The following is a 19,678-nucleotide window of genomic DNA, read 5'->3' as shown; positions in this document are numbered from 1 at the left end:
GTGAGCACACGATCGAAATAAACCGTCGAAACGCGAAAAGAATATTGACTAAAAGGCAAGAGCCGGCGCTCTGATATGAGACGTTTGGGGATTCTGTCGACCACGTGAAAATAATCTGTGGAGTGGGCTCGCCGATTATTCAAGTGTGCTGATAAATAGCTCGAAATATAACTTTCAAAGAATCAGGAATGTTAAAGGCAGACAAAAAAGATGGCCTGGCGGCCATCTTTTTCAACACTCAGCGATTAATACCGCCCAAGCAGAGGTATTTTATTTCTAGATAGTCTTCAATGCCGTATCTGGACCCTTCACGGCCAAGTCCCGACGCTTTGACACCCCCGAATGGCGCAACTTCGGTAGAGATCAGTCCTTCGTTGATTCCGACGATCCCGCACTCCAGTGCTTCGGCGACACGCATGATCCGCCCGATATCACGACTGTAAAAATACGAAGCCAGGCCAAACTCGGTATCGTTGGCCATCTCGATGGCTTGTGCCTCTGTACTGAACCGGAATAGTGGCGCCACCGGGCCGAACGTCTCTTCACGGAACACTTTTGATTCCCTCGGCACATTCACAAGAATCGTCGGCCGATAGAAACTGCCGCCCAAAGGATGACGCTCGCCACCGGTCAATACCGAGGCGCCCCGTTCGACCGCATCGGCAACATGCTCTTCAGCCTTGCGTACTGCGTTGTCATCGATTAGCGGGCCGATTGTCACGCCTTCTTCAAAACCACTGCCCACGCTCAGCGCTTCGACGGCGATTTTCAGTTTGGCAGCGAACGCATCGTAGATGCCGTCCTGCACCAGCAAGCGGTTGGCACAGACACATGTCTGCCCGGCGTTGCGGTACTTGGAAGCCAACGCCCCCTGCACAGCCGCGTCCAGATCGGCATCATCGAACACGATAAAAGGCGCGTTACCGCCCAGCTCCATGCTGGTCTTCTTGATCGTCGGTGCGCACTGGGCCAGCAATGTCGCCCCGACTTCAGTGCTACCCGTGAAGGACAATTTGCGCACATCCGGATTGGCAGTCAGTTCGCCACCTATCTCACTGCCGGGACCGGTAATCACGTTGCAAACACCCGCCGGCAGACCCGCACGCTCGGCCAGTACAGCAATGGCAATCGCCGAGAAAGGTGTCTGGCTCGCTGGCCGCAACACGCCCGTGCAACCGGCCGCCCAACCGGGTCCGGCCTTACGAGTGATCATTGCCGCCGGAAAGTTCCACGGGGTAATAGCGGCAAACACGCCGATGGGTTCTTTCTGGACGATGATGCGACTGTTTGGCGAATGGGAGGCGATGGTGTCGCCATAGACGCGCTTGCCCTCCTCCGCGAACCATTCAATGAACGATGCGGCATAGGTGATCTCACCGCGACTTTCGGACAACGGTTTACCTTGTTCGGCGGTCATGATGCGTGCGAGGTCTTCACGATGAGTGATCATCAACTCGAACAGCACTCGCAATTTTGCTGCGCGTTCTTTGGCGGTGAGTGCCCGCCATGCTGGTTGCGCGCGCCTGGCGGCGGCAATGGCGCGCGCAGTCTCGACCGCGCCCAGTGACGGTACGCGCCCGAGCACTTTACCGTTGGCCGGATTGGTGACGACGATGCTGCGCCCCTCACCCACCTCCAGCCACTGGCCATCGATGTAGTTCGCCTCGCGGAATAGCGTCGGATCTTCGAGCGTAGAAAGGAAATTGGTATCAGCCATGCTGTCGCTCCTCAAAATTCAATAACCTGCCGCACCGCACTGCCATCGTGCAGGCGGTCGAAACCTTCGTTGATATCGTCAAGTTTGAGCCGGCCGCTCAGCAACCGGTCTACCGGCAGGCGACCGTCGCGATAGAGTTCGATGAACCGCGGAATATCGCGAAGCGGCACACAAGTGCCGATGTAGCTGCCCTTGAGGGTGCGCTCCTCGCCTACCAGTTGGACGACATTGACCGGCAGCGACGAACCGGGTGGTGGCAGGCCGGCCGTCACGGTCATCCCTCCGCGCCTGGTCATTTTCATTGCGTTCTCCAGCGCCCGGATCGAACCGGCCATTTCGAAAACGTAGTCGGCGCCGCCACCGGTGAGTGCCAGCACCTGCTCGACGGCGTCGGGATCACCACCATTGACCACAGAGGTGGCACCGACATCCTTGGCCAAAGCGAGCTTTTCCGCTGACAGATCGACCGCAATAATTTTGCTCGCCCCGGCGGCTCTTGCCCCCAGCACCGAAGCCAGACCGACACCGCCCAAGCCAATGACCACGGCGGTCGAGCCCACGCGCAATTGCGCGGTATTGACTACCGCACCGACACCGGTCAACACCGCACAACCAAACAGCGCGGCTTCGACAAAGGGCAACTCGCGGTCGATCTTGACCACCGAGTTGCGCGACATCACGGCGTATTCAGCGAATGCCGAAACACCAAGATGATGATGAACGTGAGCGCCGGCCGCGCTCAACCGCACCGAGCCGTTGATCAATGTCCCGGCGGCGTTGGCTTTCGCTCCAGGCTCACACAGTGCCGGGCGCCCCTCAGCGCATGGTAGGCAATGACCGCAGCTGGGCATGAAGACCATTACTACATGGTCCCCCGGCTCAAGGTCGCTAACCCCCTCGCCCAAGGCCTCCACCACACCGGCAGCCTCATGACCCAGTGCCATGGGCATTGGCCGGGGCCGATCACCATTGATCACCGACAGGTCGGAATGGCACAGACCGGCAGCACGAATTCGCACCAACACCTCGCCCGGTCCCGGCGATGCCAATTCGATGGTTTCGATCGAAATCGGCTTGCTCAGGGCATAGGGCGGGGCGACGTTCATGTGTCTTAGAACAGCAGCTCTGACTTGCATCTTTTCGTCTCCGACGCAGCTGGACTCGATAGTGAGTGTTCATCACTATGCCGGAGCCCGACCAAGCCAGAAATGCATCGCCGGGCGCAGCTGTTTGGAATCGAATTCGCAAAAGCGCGCTATGCCAGCGGACACTCAATTGAATCGAATTGTTATTTGAGTTCTCAAATCTTGTGCACGACCAGCGCATTCCCGGCTTCTGACCCAGTGCTTATTCTGAAACCACAAACAACGTCACAGCGTCTCGTAAAGACGCCTGAATGAGGGTTTCAAAATGACCGAATCAAGCACCCGGAAGAAACTGGTCGAGGCCGCTCCCCACGCCTCGTTCAATCTCGACGAGATAGTCAAGACGTTCCCCGAAACCGCCGAAACGCTCTTGGTCGACACTCGCCTGACTGACGAAGACGAAGCCAGTGCTCGTGTCTTTCGGGTATACCACCCAACTCCCGCCCACTATCACGCCACCTGTGACGAGTACCTGATCGTACTCTCCGGCCGCGCTACGTTTTTCATGGGCGACCGTGAAGAGTTCGAGGTGGGCCCGGGAGAAATGCTGTTCTTCAAGAAATTCACCATTCACGGCATGCCGAAAATTCTCGAACACCCGCTGTTCATGGTTTCGGTCGATACGCCACGCCGAGATCCGAGCGACATCATCTTCGTCGACCCTTCCAGCGGCACCGCTGAATCATTCGTGCAGGCAAAGCCATGAACAGCCCGGCACTGGAGGTCTTCGCGACATTCCCGGTCGAGCGCCCAGGCAATCCCACGGTATTGCCTGACGGACGCGTTCTCGTATCGGTGTCGGCCATCATCGCCCCCGACATTTCGGTACGAGCGGTGGCGCAGAACGGCGAGCACCGGGCCTACCCCAATGAGGCATGGGCCGGCAAACCTCGCGAGGACGGGCGTGGCATGTCCGCCGTGATCGGTATCCGCACCGATCCCGAAGGCATAGTCTGGATACTCGATATGGGAAAACCAGAGCAACAGCAACCGCGGCTGATTGCCTGGAGTGATCGTGAGCAACGCCTGCACCGTCTGATCGTATTGCCGCAAAACGTCTTGCGTCCAAGCTCCTTCACTCAGGATTTCGTCATCGATTGGCGGCGCCAGCGCATCTATATCGCAGACATGACCATGAACGCCAGCGGCGCCAGTGACTACCCGGCAATCGTCGTGGTTGACCTGCAGACGGGTCTGTCATGGCGTTCGCTAGAGTGTTACCCGGGACTGATGCCCGGCGATGTGCCTCTGCTCGTTGCTGGCAAACCGCTGGCCCTGCGTACGGCCGAGGGTGAAGTCATTCCGTATCGCTACGGCTTGAACCCGATCGCTATCGACCCATTGGGCCGTTGGGTGTATTTCGGCTCAATGTCGGGACGCAAGGTCTTTCGGATCAACACCGAGAGTCTTGCCCAACCCAACAGCGCGACAGCGTTGGTCGAAGCCGTTGAGTACTGGTGTGAAAAGCCGCATTGCGACGGCTTTGATGTCGACGCCGAGGGCAATATCTACGTGACCGATATCGCCAACAACGCGATCGGTCTGGCGTCTCCGGCGGGTTACCGCGTCCTGGCCCAGGATGATCAATTGCTCGGCTGGCCGGACGGTGTCGAACTCGATGCTCAAGGTAAATGGTTGTACATCACGGCCAACCAATTACATCGTCACCCGTTGCTCAACGCCGGTGAAGATGCCAGCCAGCCACCGTTTCATGTGTTGCGCCTGCGTGTGGATGCACCAATGGGCTTGAGCGAAACGCCATGAACCATAACCGTGTTGCACTCACTGTCATTGCATTATTGTTCATCGTCAGCACCGTCGTCGTTGCATTGACCGAGAGCACGTCAGGAGTCGGCATCTGGCTGTACGCCTTGGTGGCGGTTGCCGTCATGGGGGTCTCAAGGTCGATGCCAGATCTCTGGCCCAACTGCCTCTTCGACGCATCGAGTGCTTGGCGGGCGGCCCTGACCCAGCGCCTGCTGACGCAGATGGCAGCACTGGTTTGTCTGCTCTCTGCTCAAACGGTAAGCGGGACAGTATCCACGACGCTCTCGATCACCGGCCTTCTGCTGTTCATTCACACTTTGGTACTGGCGCGCTTGTTTCGGCGCCCGCGACCAGTGAGGCATTGATCCGTGACAGCACAGGCCAGCCAACGATCATCGGTACCCGGGCGTCTGCCATTGTTAATGGGGCCGGGGTTGTTGGTCGCAGTGGGTTACATGGACCCGGGCAACTGGGCAACCGGTATCGCTGCGGGGGCGCAGTTTGGCTACCAACTGCTGTTCATGGTGGTGTTTTCGAGTCTGGCGGCCATGTTGTTGCAGACACTCGCACTGCGCCTGGGCGTCGTCACAGGTCAGGACCTCGCCCAGACCTGCCGCCTTCGTTACCCCCGCCCCCTCACATTCGCGCATTGGGCGATGGCCGAAATAGCCATCATCGCCACCGATATTGCTGAAGTTCTGGGGGCGGCGCTGGCATTTAAACTGCTGTTCAACCTTCCACTCAGCATCGGTATCTTGCTGACGGCAATCAGTACTTTGATCATCCTGGGCGTAAAGGGCGCTGCCAATGGCCGCGTACAAAGGATCGTCCTGACACTGGTGACGATCATTGTCATGTGTTTGGCCGCAGAACTGGCACTGATCACACTCGATACAAACAAGTTGCTCCAGGGATTCGTTCCTTCACTGGCCACGCTGGCTGAGCCCGGGGCGCTGTTCATTGCAGTGGGCATCATTGGCGCCACGGTCATGCCGCATAACCTCTATCTGCATTCAGCTCTGGCCCGTTCCACCGGGCGTCTCAACAACAATACGCAGGTCACGCAATCGCTGCGCCGCGGTCGCCACGACACAATTCGCGCGCTGTCGATTGCCGCCGCCGTTCAGGTCGCGATTCTGTTGGTGGCTGCCGCTGTGTTCCATGAAAGTGGCCACACAGAAATTGGCGGTATAGAGCAGGCCCACCAGTTGTTGATGCCCCTGACAGGGGGCGCGTTGTCCGCAGTGCTGTTTGCCCTGGCCCTGCTGGCATCCGGACAAAGCGCAACACTGACAGGCACCCTCGCCGGTCAAGTGGTGCTCGAAGGATTCCTGCAACTGAGGATTTCATTGTGGAAGCAACGTATCGCCACCCGGCTGCTGGCCATCGTGCCGGCGCTATGGGCAATCCTCTGGCTCGGTGATCGTGCAGTCGGCGACCTGTTGGTGTTTTCACAGGTGGTGCTGTCGATACAACTACCGTTTGCCGTTTATCCGCTGATTCGTTTTACCCGCGATAAAACACTGTTGGGCGACTTTGCCATATCACGCCCGGTCGCCCTCATGGCCTGGCTGATCTTCCTGCTGATCGGCGCCGCCAATCTGTGGCTGGTCGCATCCATCATTCTCTGAAAAACCCACAAAACAGGTGAAATCATGAGTGAAGTCCACGTCTGGATCGCAATCGAACGCCCCCTTGAACAGGTCTGGTCGCTTCTCGGCGGGTTCGACTGGTTGCCCCGCTGGCTCGATGTGATCGCCAGCAGTACCCTCAGCGACGGAGGGCGATTGCGGCATTTGAAAACCACGAACGGTGCGACTATTGTCGAGCGTCTACTCACATTTGACGAAGATGAAAAGCACTACAGCTATGCCTTGCTCGAAGGGCCTTCACCAGTCATTGACTACGTCGGCAGAATGTCAGCGCAGTCCGACGGCAAAGGTGGAACACTGGCGTCTTGGTCGAGTACCTTCTTGGTCAACGGAGCGGAAGAAACCGAAGTCATCGCTCACTTCGAGTCGCTTTATCGCTCTGGCCTGGAAAGTCTCAAGACCATCATTGAATCCAGCGACTGAAACAAGCAAGGGCTCACCCGCGATCCATGAAGGCTTGCAGGCGCGGCACCATAAAGTCGAGGAACGTCCGGATACGCTGAGGGACATGCTGCCCGCCCTGATAAAGCGCATGGACTTCCTCGCAGTCATGACCATTTTGTGAAAGCACCTCGACCAGGCGACCCGAGGCCAGATCATCGTCGATGTGAAAGTCCGCCAGTCTGGCGATCCCGACACCTGCAATGGCCATGCGCCGAACAGTCTCGCCATTGTTGGCCTGCAGGTTGCCCTGGACGATACGATCCACTATGCGGCCACTTTGGTTCATTGGCCAGACCGGACTGGAACGACGGAAGTTAAAGCTCAAACAATTATGTTCGCAAAGATCTTCCAGGGTTTCGGGAACACCGTGCTTTTCCAAGTAGCCCGGTGAAGCAACGATTTTTCGCCGAGCGACCCCTATCTTCCGCGCCCGTAATGTCGAGTCATTCAATATGCCTACCCGGAATGCAATATCCGTCCTGTCCAGGTACATGTCGACGATGTCATCGCTCAAGGACAGATTGATCTGAATGTTGGGATGCGCCTCCCAGAAAGCCGGCAGATTGGGTTCGATCGCCAATGTGCCGAACGCTACCGACGCATTGATGCGCACGGTCCCGCGGGCCTTTTGTGCACCTTGAGCCAACACCCTCTCGACATCATCGAGCTCGGCCAGCAAAGCATGACTGCGTTCGTAGTAAATACGTCCTTCATCAGTCAGTGACAGTTTACGTGTCGAGCGCTCCAGTAGCCGCACGCCCAAGCGTAGTTCCAGGCGAACTATCAGCTTGCTGACCGTCGAAGGTGTCATCAGCATTTGGCGCGCCGCCTGCGAAAAGCTGCCGGCGTCGACAACCCTTACGAAGACCGACATCTCACCCGCTCTGTTATCCACGTATCTATCCTCAGAATGACTCGTGAAAAAATATCACAAGCGCCTGCATGTAAATTATGGATAACAAGGGATAGGGTTCATTTGTCTTTGGAAGTAATTTCACAATTAAAATGCGACCCGCGCTCTGCAGCGATTGCTGGTTCCCTGATCAGTTGTGAAGCGACCTCACAGAACCTGTTCACCCTGACCCCGTTATCAACCAGTCGATCCGTGCTTAACCTCTTTAACACCACCCATTGAGGACAGCAGGCTATGAGCACGTTATTTACCCCATGCCAGACAGGGTTGCTGACACTGCGCAATCGCATCGCAATGGCACCCATGACCAGGGCCCGTAACCCCGATGGCGTTGCAAATGAACTGACCGCGCTTTATTACAGCCAACGAGCCAGTGCCGGGCTGATCATTACAGAAGGCACTCCGATTTCACGTTCGGCCGAAGGTTTTCTGGCCATCCCCGGCATTTATACGACGCCCCAGATCAACGGCTGGCGCAAAGTGACTCAGGCGGTCCACGAAGCTGGGGGCGTTATATTCACTCAGTTGTGGCATGTGGGACGCGTTTCCCATGTCAGCATTCAGCCAGGAGGTATCGCACCGGTCAGCTCGACATCCCGGGTTGCCCGCAACTCGCAGGCCTGGGGTATGACCGAACGTGGAGAACCCGGCCCGGTTGATGTTTCAACTCCGCGTGCTCTCAGCACGCAGGAAGTCAAAGCGGTCATCCGTGACTTTGCCCAAGCCGCCGCCAACGCAATGGAGGCCGGCTTCGACGGAATTGAACTGCATGGGGCAAACGGCTACCTGATCGAGCAGTTTCTCAATCCATTGGTTAATGACCGTACGGACGAGTACCGTGCCGATACTGTCGAAAGCCGTTCACGCTTTTTGCTTGAAGTGGTCGATAGTGTGATTGATCGAATCGGTGCGCAACGTACAGCTGTACGCTTGTCGCCATTTGGCGGTCTATTTGACATGGGCTTATACGAGGATGTCGAACAGACCTATCTGTATGTTGCTGATCAACTGTCTCGGCGTGGATTGGCGTACGTTCATTTCATGGATCAACTGTCGCGGGGCAGCTCGCCAATCCCCGACAACTTTCTGCAAAGATTCCGCAATCACTATCACGGAACACTGGTACTCGCTGGCGGCATGACCAAAGAACGGGCGGAGAAATTTCTGGATGAGGGTCTGATCGATATCGCTGCTTTTGGTGAACCGTTTATCGCCAATCCCGATCTGGTTGAACGCCTGCGAAATAACTGGCCACTGTTAAAACCCGACCGTGCACTAAGCTACGGCGGCGGAGCTCAGGGGTATACCGATTATCCAACCTACTCGATCAGTTAATGCTCATTGAAGTCTGAGTGACGTTATCCGCCATCTCCTGAGTCAGGAAATCGATCAGTGCCCGGGACGCGGCCGACAACTGCCGATGAGGCGGGTATATCACAGAGAACGGTCGGGACCGTCCGCCCGACTGTTCGAGTAGCGGGATCAGACGTCCACTTTCAATCCGATCCCGAACAATGAAGTCGTAGGTCTGGCATATCCCCATACCGTGTTCAGCCAGGGAAACCGTGCCCAGAACATCGTCGGAGACTTGAACACTTGCCTGCGGTATCCACTCACGATCAATCCCGTGCTCGCAAAACAACCAAGGGCCGACCCGACCACTGCTGGGCATCACAAATGGCAGACAGGCATGGTCTGCCAGATCCTCAACACTGAGAGGAGTACCCGCTCGCTGCAGATATTCGGGGGCAGCGACTACGCACAAATTCGCGTCTTCGAGCTTGCGACCGACCAGGCCACTGTCGGGTAATTGTCCGAGGCGAATAGCCAGATCATACCCTTCGGCCACCAGATCCACATTTCGATTGCTGATGCCCAACTCGATGCGCACTTGCGGAAACTGACGAGTGAAGCGACAGAGAAAGGCTGGCAGTCGGTGATGTCCATAAGTCGTCGGCACGCTCAGGCGCACTCGGCCGTTCAACGCACCCTCCCGGCCATGGATGAGTCGTTCGGCATCATCGATCAATGCGAACGCCGCGCGGGACTGTTCAAGATAAAGCAGACCCGCATCGGTCAGGCTCAAACGGCGGGTCGTGCGTCGAAGTAACTGGACGCCCAGACGTGCTTCCAGTCGGGAGATCGCCCGACTGACCACCGACGGCGTGGTCGCCAAAACCACTGCCCCGGAGCTTAATGAGCCCTTTTCCACCACAGTGATGAAGACTTCGACGTCCGCCAGATAATCGAATCGACGCGTCATATTTGCCTCAAAAGAACAGCTGATTTTCGTGAAGGCCAGTTTATCGCCGACAGAGGCACGAATAAAGTTTCGTCAATGGTCAACACAGTTGATCTGAACCTCCCTATCACTCTGCGGAAATCTCATGCGCCTTATCAATCGACTCGCCCTTGCAATGGCTATTTGCGCCGCTACCGTAAACGCCCAAGCCAGCAACGTACTGATCGTTTTGTCAGACTCAGACCATCTCGACCTCAAAGATAAGAAAGTCTTCGCTACCGGTTTTTATCTGAATGAACTGATGCAACCGGTGAAACTGTTGCTTGATGCCGGGCATTCGGTGACCTTTGCGACGCCGACAGGCAAGGCGCCGACATTGGACCAGTCATCCAACGACAAAATGTATTTCAACAATGACCTGACGGCGCTTCAGGAACACAAGGCGTTGCTTGAGCAGCTGAAAATTACATCGCCGGGCGAATCCCCCGTCATCAGTCTTTCGCGCGTCGAACAGATAGGCTACGCACATTTCGATGCGATCTATGTACCCGGTGGTCACGCACCGATGCAGGATTTACTCCATAACGCAGCGCTGGGAAGATTGCTCAACAATTTTCACGCGACCAACAAGACGACAGCCCTCGTCTGTCATGGGCCAATTGCCTTGCTGTCGACGCTGTCCGACCCGACAGCCTTCACCCGCAAGCTCGAAGCCGGCAACAAAGCCCAAGCATCAGGCTGGATTTATGCCGGATACAAGTTCACCGTCATCAGCAATCAAGAAGAAGAACTGGCCAAAGGGTTGTTGAAGGGAGGCGCCATGAAGTTCTATCCGCAAACTGCACTTGAACAGGCCGGTGGCCTCTACAGCAGTAACAGCACTCCATGGACCTCTAATGTCATCATCGACCGCGAATTGGTGACAGGGCAAAACCCGGGTTCAGCGTTGGATGTGGGCAAGGTTTTACTCCAGCGACTCAAGGACTCACAACCGACTCAAATACGTTGAATGGTTCAGTCACCTGTTCACGGTGAGTTCCGGAACAGTCTCAGCGTCATCAGGTTGCTCGCGGCCGCTTTGGATAGAAAGCGCTGGCAAGAAAGTCAGCGCTAGAACGTCGAAACCTATCTCACAGTACCGAGCGTATGGTCCCGCCCTCAACGCGCATGGCCATGCCGTTGAGCGCCGGCGAGGCTGCCAGGTGGAGGACGCTGCGGGCTACCTCCTCGGGTTCGATCATACGTCTGATCAAGGATGTGGGTTCGGTTTCGTCAAAATAATTCTGGACTACTTGTTGAGCCGAGATGCCTTTCTCTTGTGCGATTTCCTGGTGATAGCGCTTGACCGCATCGGTGCAGGTTGGCCCAGGCAGTATCGAGTTGACCCGCACCGCGGTACCCTTGGTCAACTCCGCCAACGCCCGGGAAATACCCAGAAGGCAAGTTTTCATCGCTCCATAGTGAACCATCCACGGCTGCGGCTTGACCGCTGACTCGCTGCTGATAAACACAATTGAGCCTTGTCCACGCTCAAGCATTGCTTTCATCACCAGGCGAGTCATACGCACGCCGCTCATGACATTGACGTTGAAGTAATGAAACCACTGGGCATCGTCCGTTTCGAAAAAGTCCCTGACTTCGAATATCCCGACGTTATTGATCAGGAAGTCGATGGGACCGTCCTCCAGGGCCATATTAACCAGCTGCTGCGCCGCACCTTCCTCCGTTAAATCGGCCACCAGTCCCTTGCTGAAGTCACCCAGTTCTTCAACCGCCGCACTCACTTCATCTGCCGATAACCCGCTAATGACAACCTTCGCCCCTTCGAGAATGAAGCGCTGGGCGATGGCCTTGCCAATGCCTGTCGCTCCGCCAGTAATGAGTGCGGTTTTGCCAGTCAGTTGATAATCCATGGAAGCTGCCTTGTTTTGTTGTTTTAGGCAAAATCTTGCCCCAGGCTCGTAATGAAGTCTTTCAAGGGTTGCAGAAGACTGTTTTAACCAAAAAACGAAAGTGGTTACTTGACCTGCCTTCATTTAGAACTGAGATGTGGAGCAATCCTTTCCAGCAGGAAATCAATAAAAACCCTCACCCGGTGAGGCAGTTGCTGGCCAGGGCCGATAAACACCGCATGGATGGCTTCGGTTTCGCCGCTGTTGAATTGCTCAAGCAGCGGTAACAACCGCCCTGACTCGATATCGGAATTGATGTGGAAGCTTGCAAGTCTGGCGATACCCAGACCAGCCAACGCAGCCTGACGCATGCTCTCACCATCACTGAGTAACGCGTTACCCTTGGGTTCAATCTCAATGCGTTGGCCTGCTGCGTCGCGATAAACCCAAGCCTGCGAATGACGATGAAAACCAAAGCTCAACCGATTATGTCGGTGCAAATCATCCAGAGTTTCCGGCTGACCGTATCGTGCGATGTAAGCCGGCGAAGCCACCGTGATCATTCGGCTTTCACCCAGTCGACGCTGGACCAGGCTCGACTCCTTCATAGGCCCCGTGCGTATCGCGACATCCGCGCGTCGTTCGAGTAAATCCACAACGGTATCGGTCAGTTCCACGTTCAAGGTGATGTCCGGGTAGGCCGCCAGAAATTCAGGCAATTGCGGTAACAAGTAATGCAGGCCAAAAGGAAGGTTGGCGTTGACCTGTATCAGCCCGCTGGGCCTGGACACGTTACCGATATCCCGTTCGGCGGAGTCGATCAACTCAAGAATGCGCAGGCACTCATTGTTGAAACGTTCGCCCTCCGCCGTAAGTTCCAGTCGCCGAGTGGAACGATGCAGCAAACGGGCCCCCAGGCGTGCCTCCATACGGGCGATCAGTTTACTGACCGCTGAAGGAGACATTTCCAGGCGCCGTGCCGCTTCTGAGAAAGTGCCAGCATTGACCACTCGGGTGAACACTTCCATTTCGCCAGAACGATTGATGTCTTTGAGATTTAGCATGAACTTGATTCACAGATTCTTGTAGTTAAAGCAGTCTAGCTCACAAAAAGCCTCCGTCGTATGGTGATGAGATTCCTTACTCAGGAATGGCTTCGCCTTTCGCTCAGGAAAGGCCAGGCCCAATCAAAATAAGAGGGAGGCAGGACAGTGAAAATTTTCGTTACCGGCGTGACCGGTTACATCGGCGGCTCTGTAGCTAAATACCTGGTGGATGCAGGCCATGAAGTCAGCGGTCTGCTACGCAACCCGGAACAGCGTGGGGCATTGCAGGCTATGGGGATCACCCCTGTGCTCGGCACCCTGGATGACGCCTTCATTCTTACCGAACAGGCGCGTGCTGCGGACGCGGTAGTGAACGCGGCTAACTCCGACCATCTGGCTTCGGTACATACCTTTATTTCAGCACTGAGCGGCAGTGGGAAAGTCCTGCTGCACACTTCGGGCTCGAGCGTTGTCGGTGACGATGCTCGCGGCGCTTATGAGCGCAAGGAGATTTTCACCGACGAAACGCCGTTTACGCCTATGGACATCCGTAAAGACCGCGTCCATATCAACCAGGTCGTAAGGCGAGCAGGTGTTGAACAGGGTATCCGCAGCATCGTATTTTGCCCGACCATGATTTACGGAGAATCCCTGGGTTTGCCTGTGAAAAGCGATCAACTGCCGAAGCTGTTCGAGCAATCGCGAAAGTATGGCGCGGGCGCTTATATCGGTGCCGGTGTACATCGTTGGTCTAACGTGCATATTGAGGATCTGGCAGAGCTCTATCGCCTGGCCATCGAAAAGGCGCCATCTGCCTCCTTGTTCTTCGCAGAAAACGGCGAAGCGTCGTTCCTCGACATCGCGTGCTCCATCAGCAAGTCCCTCGGTTTTGGTGGCGCCATTCAAAGCTGGCCGGCCGACGAGGCAATCGCTCAGTTGGGAGACTGGGCGCGTTTCGCCATCGGCTCCAATAGCCGTGTGCGAGCCGTCAACGCCAGAAACCTGCTGGGCTGGACGCCAAAGCGTGAGTCGATGCTGCAATGGATCGAGACAAGCGGCGTCCAATGGTGATCGTCGCTGCGCGGTTCGAAAGCTCACTTCGGTGAGCTTTTTTGTACCTGTGTAAATTGTCCTTCCGAACAAAGCACTCGCAAAAAAAACGTGCGGCCAAGGTCTTCGTCAATGAACACCCTGATCGCACGTGCAGGCTTAAATTGCCTGAAAGGGAAAGCCAGAAATACCGCTACGCGTTCACTACAACGCAGGTATGGATTTACGTCATCAACCCAGAACTTCCAACGCTACACTTTCAATGCCGGCGGCATCGAGTCGGTAGTGCCGGTAGAGATGGGTTGGCGGGGCAATCAGGCTGTACTCGTCGTAGATACCATGCCGGCGAACCTTGACGCCGACGCCCTCCTCCGCGATCACTTCACACACGGCACCGCCCAGACCGCCGATGATGTTGTGTTCCTCAACGGTCAGTATCGCCCGACTATTTCGCGCAGCGGTCAGTACCGCCTCACGGTCTAGCGGCTTGATGGTGGTCATATCGATCACACCTACCGAGCGCCCGGCGGCATTCAATGCCCGCGCCGCTTCGAGGGCCGGATGAACCGTGGAACCGGTGGCAATGATCGTCAGTTCATCGCCGGTCAAATGCACGGTCGCCTTGCCGAAAACAAAGTCCGGAACAGTGTCATACACCACAGGGTCGCGCCCGCGCTGGATACGGAAATAGATCGGTTGTGGGTAGTTGGCCGAAGCAAGAATCGCAGCTTTGAGCTGGTTGCCATCAGCAGGTGCGACGACGGTGATGTCGGCAATCGAGCGCATGATCGCCAGGTCTTCGGTAGCGTGGTGCGAGGTGCCGTAAAAGCCGAGTGAGATTCCGGCGTGGTGACCGATCAGGCGTACCGGGAGCGCCGAATAAGCAACGTCCATACGGATCTGCTCACAGCAAAGCAGTGGCAGAAACGACGCAAAGGTCGCCACAAACGGTTTCATGCCCACCGCTGCCATGCCGGCGGCGGCTGACACCATGTTCTGTTCGGAAATACCGAACTGCACGAATTTCTCTGGATGCAGTTTGGCGAACTTTGAAAGACCGTTGGAGTATTGAAGGTCAGCGGTACCGGCAACGATCGGCTCGCCCCGCTCGACCAGTTCGATCAAGGCATCCGACAAGGCATTCAGGCTCGGTGTCTGGCTATTGAGTTCCCGGTACTGCCAGGAGTTGTTCGACAGAGGTGCGGTATTCATGGGTTAGATCACCTTGCTTTTGATTTCGTCAATTGCACGTTGTGCATCTTCGGGATCGAGATACCCCAGGTGCCAACCTGGTTCAGTCTCCATGTAGGAAACCCCTTTGCCTTTGACCGTATTGGCAATGACGCATACCGGTTGCGTGCGTGTCGTATCGGCTTTGAGGCGACGCAACAGGCTCGTGACCGCAGCGAGATCATGGCCATCTACCACATGGGTCTCCCAGCCGAACGCAATCCACTTGTCCGCCAATGGTTCGATACCGATAACATCATCAACGTTGCCGTCAAGCTGATAGCCATTGCGGTCGATGATCGCCACCAGGTTTGCAGTCTTGTGGTGAGCCGCCGACAGTGCCGCCTCCCACACTTGCCCTTCCTGCATTTCCCCATCGCCGAGCATCACGTAAGTGGTGAATGATTTGCCCAGCATCCGCCCGGCCAGAGCCATGCCCAAACCGCCGGACAGAGCATGACCGATAGAACCTGAGGAAAAATCCACGCCGGGGACTTTGCGCATGTCAGGGTGGTCACCCAGGGGATTGCCGAGGCGCGTGTAGTTGTCGAGAATGTCTTTGGCGAAGAAGCCCCACTCCACCAACACCGGAAACAAGCCGACGGCGGCGTGTCCTTTGCCCATCATGAAACGGTCGCGGTCGGGCCACTTCGGCTGACCGAATCGCAGTTCCATCACGTCGTAATACAACGCAGCGAACAACTCGGCAGCGGAAAATACCGAAGTGTAGTGGCCGACCTTGGCGATCTCGATCAGCCGGATGGTTTCCAGACGGATGAATTGAGCTTTTTCCCGCAGGCGAGCCAACTCCTTTTCGGTCAATTCAAAGGCTTGATCCGCGCTTTCGCGGATATCTGTCAAATCAGTCATATGTCGTATCCAGGCGCATTAGCAGAATTTTGGCCGCACCTGCGATGCGGCCACACATAAGCCCACGGCAATCAGGCGATCACTGCGCTTTCAAACGAGGTGTCATGTAATCGTTGAGGCGAGGCATGACTTGCTGCGCAGTCAGTTGCATCGATCGCCGCCACAGCGCTTCGTCATCCCACTCGTGGAAAGTGGTCATCAACGTACCGAACGGTCCAGTCTGTTCACTGAACGCGACCAGTTGCTCGGTGACGGAATTCACGTCGCCGTAAATCACCATTTCCTTGATGCAATGGTCGACCGTGACTTCCTCGTCGGTCATGTCGGGGCGGGTCTTGAAGATCTTGGTGTAATGGTTGGTGGCAAGGTTATCGATCATGTAATCGAAGTAGCGTCGCAGCGTGCAGCTCTCTTGCGCCAGATAGTCCTCGGCCTGAGCTTGGGAGTCGGCAACGAACACCGAACGAGCCACACGCCAGTTATTGGCGTCGGCTTTGATACCTGCGCTTTCGGCACCCTGACAGTAAGCGAGCCAATGGGAGGCAACCGTGGCGGTCGGGTTGAAGTTGGCGGACATCAGGTCCCAGTCCTTGGCACCGGCAAGTTTCGCAGTGCCGGAAAACGGACTCATGGCCGTGGTTGCCACGCGCGGAAACGGCTTTTGAAAAGGCGTCGGCATGTAACCGATTTCCAGATCGTGGTGCACCGCGTCCTTGAGGCTGACCTGGTAGTGCTCTGAGGAAAAATCATAGGGCGCTTTCGAGTTCCAGATTGCACGTATCATCTCGTAGCACTCGACCATCATCTGCCCACGGTCCTTACCGTTGCTGCCATACACCTCGAAGTCGGAAGCGAGCCCGCCAGGGCCAATGCCCATGATGAAGCGCCCTTTGGACATATGGTCGAACATCGCAGCATCGGCGGCAATTCGCGCCGGGAAATGATGCGGCAAATTCAGCACACCGGTGCACAGTTTCATGCGTTGAGTCAGCGGAATCAGGGTGGACAGAAATTGCAGCGCGTTGGTGATCGGCTCGGTGCGCTGTGACGTGTGTTCACCGACCCAGAGTTCATCAAAACCGACGCTGTCAGCATGGACAGCGCAGGCGATATCCTGATCGTACATCTCGTGATAGTCCCAGCCCTTGTGATGAAGTGGCTGCATGAACATGGCGAGTTTCATGTCGTTCTCCTGCTGCGTTGAGTGATGGGCGCGTTGCGAACAGTTTTCACAACTCACCGTTTTTATGACGAGCGCTCGTTTCGCAGGCGTGCCAATGCCGGCGCTGCAAGTCGCAACGTTCAAGGAATGGGTTAAATTCCGGGGAAGTGAGGCGTCACTTAACGCCTGCAACTCACCCTCAAGTGCTTGACCTGTGTTTTAACTTCCGTGCAACAACCAACCGCCGTCCACCAGCAGATCAATTCCGGTCACATAGGACGACAGCGGTGAAACCAGGAACAGCACCGCATCGGCGATCTCCCAAGGTTCCGCCGCGCGGCCCAGGGCGATGTTGCCCAGCACGTTGTTTTTGCGGTGCTGCTCAAGCAGTTCCGGCTCCAGATTGCCGGGTGTCGCGGTCAGCCCCGGCGACACCGAATTGACCCGGATATTGAAGGCGCTCAGATCTTTCGCGAGGCTGCGAGTCATGGCCATGACCGCGCCTTTAGATGTATCGTAGGTACAGTGATTGGCCATGGGCCTGTGACCACAAATCGACGACAGGTTGACGATCGCCCCAGCGCTCCGCTGCCTGCGCATCTGCCGTTGCGCCACCTGCGTGCCCACGAATACCGCTCGCGTATTGATCGAGTGCAGCCCGTCCCAGAAGTCCGCATCGACTTCGTCAATGGCCTTGAGCGGATAGATGCCTGCGTTGTTGATCCATATATCCACGCTGCCGAAGCGCTCGACAGCGGTGTCCGCCAGCCTCTGAATATCCGCCGGTTGGCTGACATCGGTTGCTTGAAACGTCACGGGAAAACCAGCCTCCACCAGCTCCCCACTGCGCTCCGGCGCAAGGCTTCCAATCACCACGTTGGCCCCGGCTTCCACCAGTCGCCGACTGATGGCGAAGCCGATACCACTGCCACCACCAGTAACCACCGCGGTTCTACCGGATAAATCAAGAAGCTCGGCAAAAGGCCGGTATGGCAATGCCTGATAGGGTGACGACATGTTAGATGTTCCTCGAAGATTCTCGGTCATCACGCGGTGGCCAGCGTCATGATGCGGTCAGGGGCAATCTGCGGCCGATGCAGGATGCCTTGGGAGCAACCGCGAGCCATGACCATCACCCGATGGGACAATCCGATGACTTCCTCCAGGTCGGAACTGACGACAATCACCGACACACCGGTTTTCGACAGGTCAATGATCAGTTCGTAAATCGCCGCCCGTGCGCCCATGTCGATGCCTCGGGTCGGCTCATCGAGGATGATGACTTTCGGATTGCGAGCGATCCATTTGGCAATCACTACTTTCTGCTGATTACCACCGGACAACTTGTCGAGTATCTGCCCCGCTACGCCCTTGATCCCCAGGGTCGCGATGCGTTCACGAGCGAATGCCGCTACCCGGTGTCCGGCAATTACTCCACAGGAGCTGAGGCTATCCAGATTGCAGTACGCAAGGTTCTCGGCAATCGTCTGATTCAGCACTACGCCCTCGGATTTTCGATCTTCCGGGATCAACACGATGCCGGCGTCAATCGCCGCCAGCACGTTGTTGGCGGGCAGCGTTCGATCGCCGAGCATTACTTTGCCGGTACTCAGTGCGCTCAATCCGGCAATCGCCTGAACCAGTTCGGTACGTCCGGCGCCGACAATGCCGGCAATACCGAAGATCTCCCCAGCCTTCACTGAAAACGACACATCGTGAAAACGCCCCGCCCTGTCCGATAGTTGCTCGACGCTCAAAACCACCTTGTCCCCAGGGATGGGTAATTCCGGAAACAGGCGATCAATCGGGCGCCCCACCATTTGCGAGACCAGAACGCCGACATCAGCCGAACCGCTGTCGTGCCGCGCAATCAGGTGACCGTCGCGCATCACCACTACCTTGTCAGCGATCCGCGCAATCTCGTCCATGCGATGGCTGATGTAGATGAATGACACGCCTTCCTTTTTCAGCTCCCGGATCTGCTTGAACAGCAGTTCGGTTTCGTCTTTGCCCAACGCGGCGGTTGGCTCATCGAGAATCAACAGCCGCGAGTTGAGCGTCAGCGCCCGCGCGATTTCCACCAGTTGCTGTGCAGCGATTTTCAGCTGGCGCACCGGCGTCTCCGGCGAGATGTCCAGGCCGAGACGGCGCAGTTGTTTCTCGGTTTCACGGAACATGGTCTTGCGGTCAACAATGCCGTTTTGCGTGGGTAAATGACCAAGGAACACGTTCTCCGCCACACTCAAGTCGGGCAGCAGATGGATTTCCTGGTGGATCATGTTGATCCCCTGCGCCATGGCAGCGCCCGGCCCGTTCGGCGCATAAGGTTCGCCGGCAACAAACATCTTGCCTTTCGATGGCGTCAGCGCTCCGGCGACGATCGAGGAAAAGGTGGATTTTCCCGCGCCGTTTTCGCCAAGCAGAGCGACCACTTCTCCATAGCCAATGTCGAGGCTGATGTCTTCCAGCACCCTGACCGAGTTGAAAGACTTGCCGATATTGCTCGCGCGAAACAAAGGCGCCTGGTGGGTCTTGATGACTGTCATGA

At 56.5% G+C, this 19,678-nt stretch carries 19 protein-coding genes; 8 read left to right on the top strand and 11 right to left on the bottom strand.

Annotated elements, in window-relative coordinates:
• Positions 1-238: 238 nt before the first annotated feature.
• Together gabD and KVQ82_RS15010 are read right to left on the bottom strand one after the other, a co-directional pair.
• Complete coding sequence (gene gabD, locus KVQ82_RS15015) at positions 239-1,717, bottom strand: NADP-dependent succinate-semialdehyde dehydrogenase (protein ID WP_041063915.1); 1,479 nt, start codon at positions 1,715-1,717, stop codon at positions 239-241.
• 11 nt (positions 1,718-1,728) lie between these two features.
• Complete coding sequence (locus KVQ82_RS15010) at positions 1,729-2,823, bottom strand: zinc-dependent alcohol dehydrogenase family protein (RefSeq protein WP_256198909.1); 1,095 nt, start codon at positions 2,821-2,823, stop codon at positions 1,729-1,731.
• A gap of 304 nt (positions 2,824-3,127) precedes the next feature.
• Between KVQ82_RS15010 and KVQ82_RS15005 the strand changes: the two genes are divergently transcribed.
• From KVQ82_RS15005 to KVQ82_RS14985, 5 genes are read left to right on the top strand one after another with little or no spacing between them, the layout of a single operon-like run.
• Positions 3,128-3,568, top strand: coding sequence for a cupin domain-containing protein (locus KVQ82_RS15005; RefSeq protein ID WP_041063913.1), 441 nt, complete (start codon positions 3,128-3,130; stop codon positions 3,566-3,568).
• Complete coding sequence (locus KVQ82_RS15000) at positions 3,565-4,626, top strand: L-dopachrome tautomerase-related protein (RefSeq protein ID WP_222019299.1); 1,062 nt, start codon at positions 3,565-3,567, stop codon at positions 4,624-4,626. The genes KVQ82_RS15005 and KVQ82_RS15000 overlap by 4 nt, the downstream gene beginning before the upstream one ends.
• Complete coding sequence (locus tag KVQ82_RS14995; protein WP_222019298.1) at positions 4,623-4,994, top strand: hypothetical protein; 372 nt, start codon at positions 4,623-4,625, stop codon at positions 4,992-4,994. The genes KVQ82_RS15000 and KVQ82_RS14995 overlap by 4 nt, the downstream gene beginning before the upstream one ends.
• Before the next feature lie 57 nt (positions 4,995-5,051).
• On the top strand, positions 5,052-6,260 hold the full coding sequence (locus KVQ82_RS14990; RefSeq protein ID WP_222019397.1) for an Nramp family divalent metal transporter: 1,209 nt from the start codon (positions 5,052-5,054) through the stop codon (positions 6,258-6,260).
• Positions 6,261-6,284: 24 nt separating this feature from the next.
• Complete coding sequence (locus KVQ82_RS14985; RefSeq protein WP_041063906.1) at positions 6,285-6,704, top strand: SRPBCC family protein; 420 nt, start codon at positions 6,285-6,287, stop codon at positions 6,702-6,704.
• 13 nt (positions 6,705-6,717) lie between these two features.
• Here the strand turns inward: KVQ82_RS14985 and KVQ82_RS14980 are convergent, their stop codons facing one another.
• The gene (locus KVQ82_RS14980; RefSeq protein ID WP_256198908.1) at positions 6,718-7,599 is read right to left on the bottom strand and encodes a LysR family transcriptional regulator; all 882 of its coding nucleotides are present in this window, start codon (positions 7,597-7,599) and stop codon (positions 6,718-6,720) included.
• 273 nt (positions 7,600-7,872) lie between these two features.
• Here KVQ82_RS14980 and KVQ82_RS14975 point away from each other — a divergent pair, with 273 nt between their 5' ends.
• Positions 7,873-8,973 carry an alkene reductase gene (locus KVQ82_RS14975; protein WP_041063902.1) on the top strand — a complete coding sequence of 367 codons (1,101 nt, stop codon included), beginning with the start codon at positions 7,873-7,875 and terminating at the stop codon, positions 8,971-8,973.
• On the opposite strand, the gene KVQ82_RS14970 is transcribed toward KVQ82_RS14975, so the two are convergent.
• Positions 8,966-9,901, bottom strand: a complete 936-nt coding sequence (locus tag KVQ82_RS14970; protein WP_222019297.1) for a LysR family transcriptional regulator — start codon at positions 9,899-9,901, stop codon at positions 8,966-8,968. The two genes, KVQ82_RS14975 and KVQ82_RS14970, sit on opposite strands and share 8 nt — an antisense overlap.
• A gap of 124 nt (positions 9,902-10,025) precedes the next feature.
• On the opposite strand from KVQ82_RS14970, the gene KVQ82_RS14965 reads away from it, so the two are divergent.
• Entirely contained in the window at positions 10,026-10,889 is an 864-nt protein-coding gene (locus KVQ82_RS14965) for a type 1 glutamine amidotransferase domain-containing protein (protein WP_222019296.1), read from the top strand.
• Positions 10,890-11,010: 121 nt separating this feature from the next.
• Here KVQ82_RS14965 and KVQ82_RS14960 read toward each other — a convergent pair whose 3' ends face one another.
• Both KVQ82_RS14960 and KVQ82_RS14955 read right to left on the bottom strand, forming a co-directional pair.
• The gene (locus tag KVQ82_RS14960) at positions 11,011-11,793 is read right to left on the bottom strand and encodes an SDR family NAD(P)-dependent oxidoreductase (RefSeq protein WP_222019295.1); all 783 of its coding nucleotides are present in this window, start codon (positions 11,791-11,793) and stop codon (positions 11,011-11,013) included.
• A 119-nt stretch (positions 11,794-11,912) separates the two neighbouring features.
• The gene (locus KVQ82_RS14955) at positions 11,913-12,836 is read right to left on the bottom strand and encodes a LysR family transcriptional regulator (protein ID WP_041063894.1); all 924 of its coding nucleotides are present in this window, start codon (positions 12,834-12,836) and stop codon (positions 11,913-11,915) included.
• A 147-nt stretch (positions 12,837-12,983) separates the two neighbouring features.
• Here KVQ82_RS14955 and KVQ82_RS14950 point away from each other — a divergent pair, with 147 nt between their 5' ends.
• Complete coding sequence (locus KVQ82_RS14950; protein WP_041063892.1) at positions 12,984-13,889, top strand: NAD-dependent epimerase/dehydratase family protein; 906 nt, start codon at positions 12,984-12,986, stop codon at positions 13,887-13,889.
• Between the two features lie 210 nt (positions 13,890-14,099).
• Here the strand turns inward: KVQ82_RS14950 and KVQ82_RS14945 are convergent, their stop codons facing one another.
• The 5 genes from KVQ82_RS14945 to KVQ82_RS14925 form a co-directional block, all read right to left on the bottom strand.
• Positions 14,100-15,080, bottom strand: coding sequence for a transketolase family protein (locus KVQ82_RS14945; RefSeq protein WP_041063890.1), 981 nt, complete (start codon positions 15,078-15,080; stop codon positions 14,100-14,102).
• Between the two features lie 3 nt (positions 15,081-15,083).
• Positions 15,084-15,968 (bottom strand): transketolase, encoded by an 885-nt coding sequence (locus tag KVQ82_RS14940; RefSeq protein ID WP_041063888.1) that lies wholly within the window; start codon positions 15,966-15,968, stop codon positions 15,084-15,086.
• A gap of 79 nt (positions 15,969-16,047) precedes the next feature.
• On the bottom strand, positions 16,048-17,151 hold the full coding sequence (locus KVQ82_RS14935; RefSeq protein ID WP_222019294.1) for an LLM class flavin-dependent oxidoreductase: 1,104 nt from the start codon (positions 17,149-17,151) through the stop codon (positions 16,048-16,050).
• A 198-nt stretch (positions 17,152-17,349) separates the two neighbouring features.
• Positions 17,350-18,147, bottom strand: coding sequence for an SDR family NAD(P)-dependent oxidoreductase (locus KVQ82_RS14930; protein WP_222019293.1), 798 nt, complete (start codon positions 18,145-18,147; stop codon positions 17,350-17,352).
• Positions 18,148-18,176: 29 nt separating this feature from the next.
• Entirely contained in the window at positions 18,177-19,676 is a 1,500-nt protein-coding gene (locus KVQ82_RS14925; protein ID WP_222019292.1) for a sugar ABC transporter ATP-binding protein, read from the bottom strand.
• Positions 19,677-19,678 lie beyond the last annotated feature (2 nt).

Source organism: Pseudomonas sp. AO-1 (assembly GCF_019775695.1).
Taxonomy (GTDB): domain Bacteria; phylum Pseudomonadota; class Gammaproteobacteria; order Pseudomonadales; family Pseudomonadaceae; genus Aquipseudomonas; species Aquipseudomonas parakoreensis.
Note: the sequence above shows the minus strand (reverse complement) of the source record. Positions and strands in the feature narration are given on the sequence as shown.

Excerpts from the sequence above, each read along its gene's own strand:
- KVQ82_RS14985 (WP_041063906.1), top strand. The coding sequence starts at position 6,285 with ATGAGTGAAGTCCACGTCTGGATCGCAATCGAACGCCCCCTTGAACAG.
- KVQ82_RS14995 (WP_222019298.1), top strand. The coding sequence starts at position 4,623 with ATGAACCATAACCGTGTTGCACTCACTGTCATTGCATTATTGTTCATC.
- KVQ82_RS15005 (WP_041063913.1), top strand. The coding sequence starts at position 3,128 with ATGACCGAATCAAGCACCCGGAAGAAACTGGTCGAGGCCGCTCCCCAC.
- KVQ82_RS14945 (WP_041063890.1), bottom strand. The coding sequence starts at position 15,080 with ATGAATACCGCACCTCTGTCGAACAACTCCTGGCAGTACCGGGAACTC.
- KVQ82_RS14980 (WP_256198908.1), bottom strand. The coding sequence starts at position 7,599 with ATGTCGGTCTTCGTAAGGGTTGTCGACGCCGGCAGCTTTTCGCAGGCG.
- KVQ82_RS15000 (WP_222019299.1), top strand. The coding sequence starts at position 3,565 with ATGAACAGCCCGGCACTGGAGGTCTTCGCGACATTCCCGGTCGAGCGC.
- KVQ82_RS14960 (WP_222019295.1), bottom strand. The coding sequence starts at position 11,793 with ATGGATTATCAACTGACTGGCAAAACCGCACTCATTACTGGCGGAGCG.
- KVQ82_RS14940 (WP_041063888.1), bottom strand. The coding sequence starts at position 15,968 with ATGACTGATTTGACAGATATCCGCGAAAGCGCGGATCAAGCCTTTGAA.
- KVQ82_RS14925 (WP_222019292.1), bottom strand. The coding sequence starts at position 19,676 with ATGACAGTCATCAAGACCCACCAGGCGCCTTTGTTTCGCGCGAGCAAT.
- KVQ82_RS14975 (WP_041063902.1), top strand. The coding sequence starts at position 7,873 with ATGAGCACGTTATTTACCCCATGCCAGACAGGGTTGCTGACACTGCGC.
- KVQ82_RS14930 (WP_222019293.1), bottom strand. The coding sequence starts at position 18,147 with ATGTCGTCACCCTATCAGGCATTGCCATACCGGCCTTTTGCCGAGCTT.
- KVQ82_RS15010 (WP_256198909.1), bottom strand. The coding sequence starts at position 2,823 with ATGAACGTCGCCCCGCCCTATGCCCTGAGCAAGCCGATTTCGATCGAA.
- KVQ82_RS14955 (WP_041063894.1), bottom strand. The coding sequence starts at position 12,836 with ATGCTAAATCTCAAAGACATCAATCGTTCTGGCGAAATGGAAGTGTTC.
- gabD (WP_041063915.1), bottom strand. The coding sequence starts at position 1,717 with ATGGCTGATACCAATTTCCTTTCTACGCTCGAAGATCCGACGCTATTC.
- KVQ82_RS14935 (WP_222019294.1), bottom strand. The coding sequence starts at position 17,151 with ATGAAACTCGCCATGTTCATGCAGCCACTTCATCACAAGGGCTGGGAC.
- KVQ82_RS14965 (WP_222019296.1), top strand. The coding sequence starts at position 10,026 with ATGCGCCTTATCAATCGACTCGCCCTTGCAATGGCTATTTGCGCCGCT.
- KVQ82_RS14970 (WP_222019297.1), bottom strand. The coding sequence starts at position 9,901 with ATGACGCGTCGATTCGATTATCTGGCGGACGTCGAAGTCTTCATCACT.
- KVQ82_RS14990 (WP_222019397.1), top strand. The coding sequence starts at position 5,052 with ATGGGGCCGGGGTTGTTGGTCGCAGTGGGTTACATGGACCCGGGCAAC.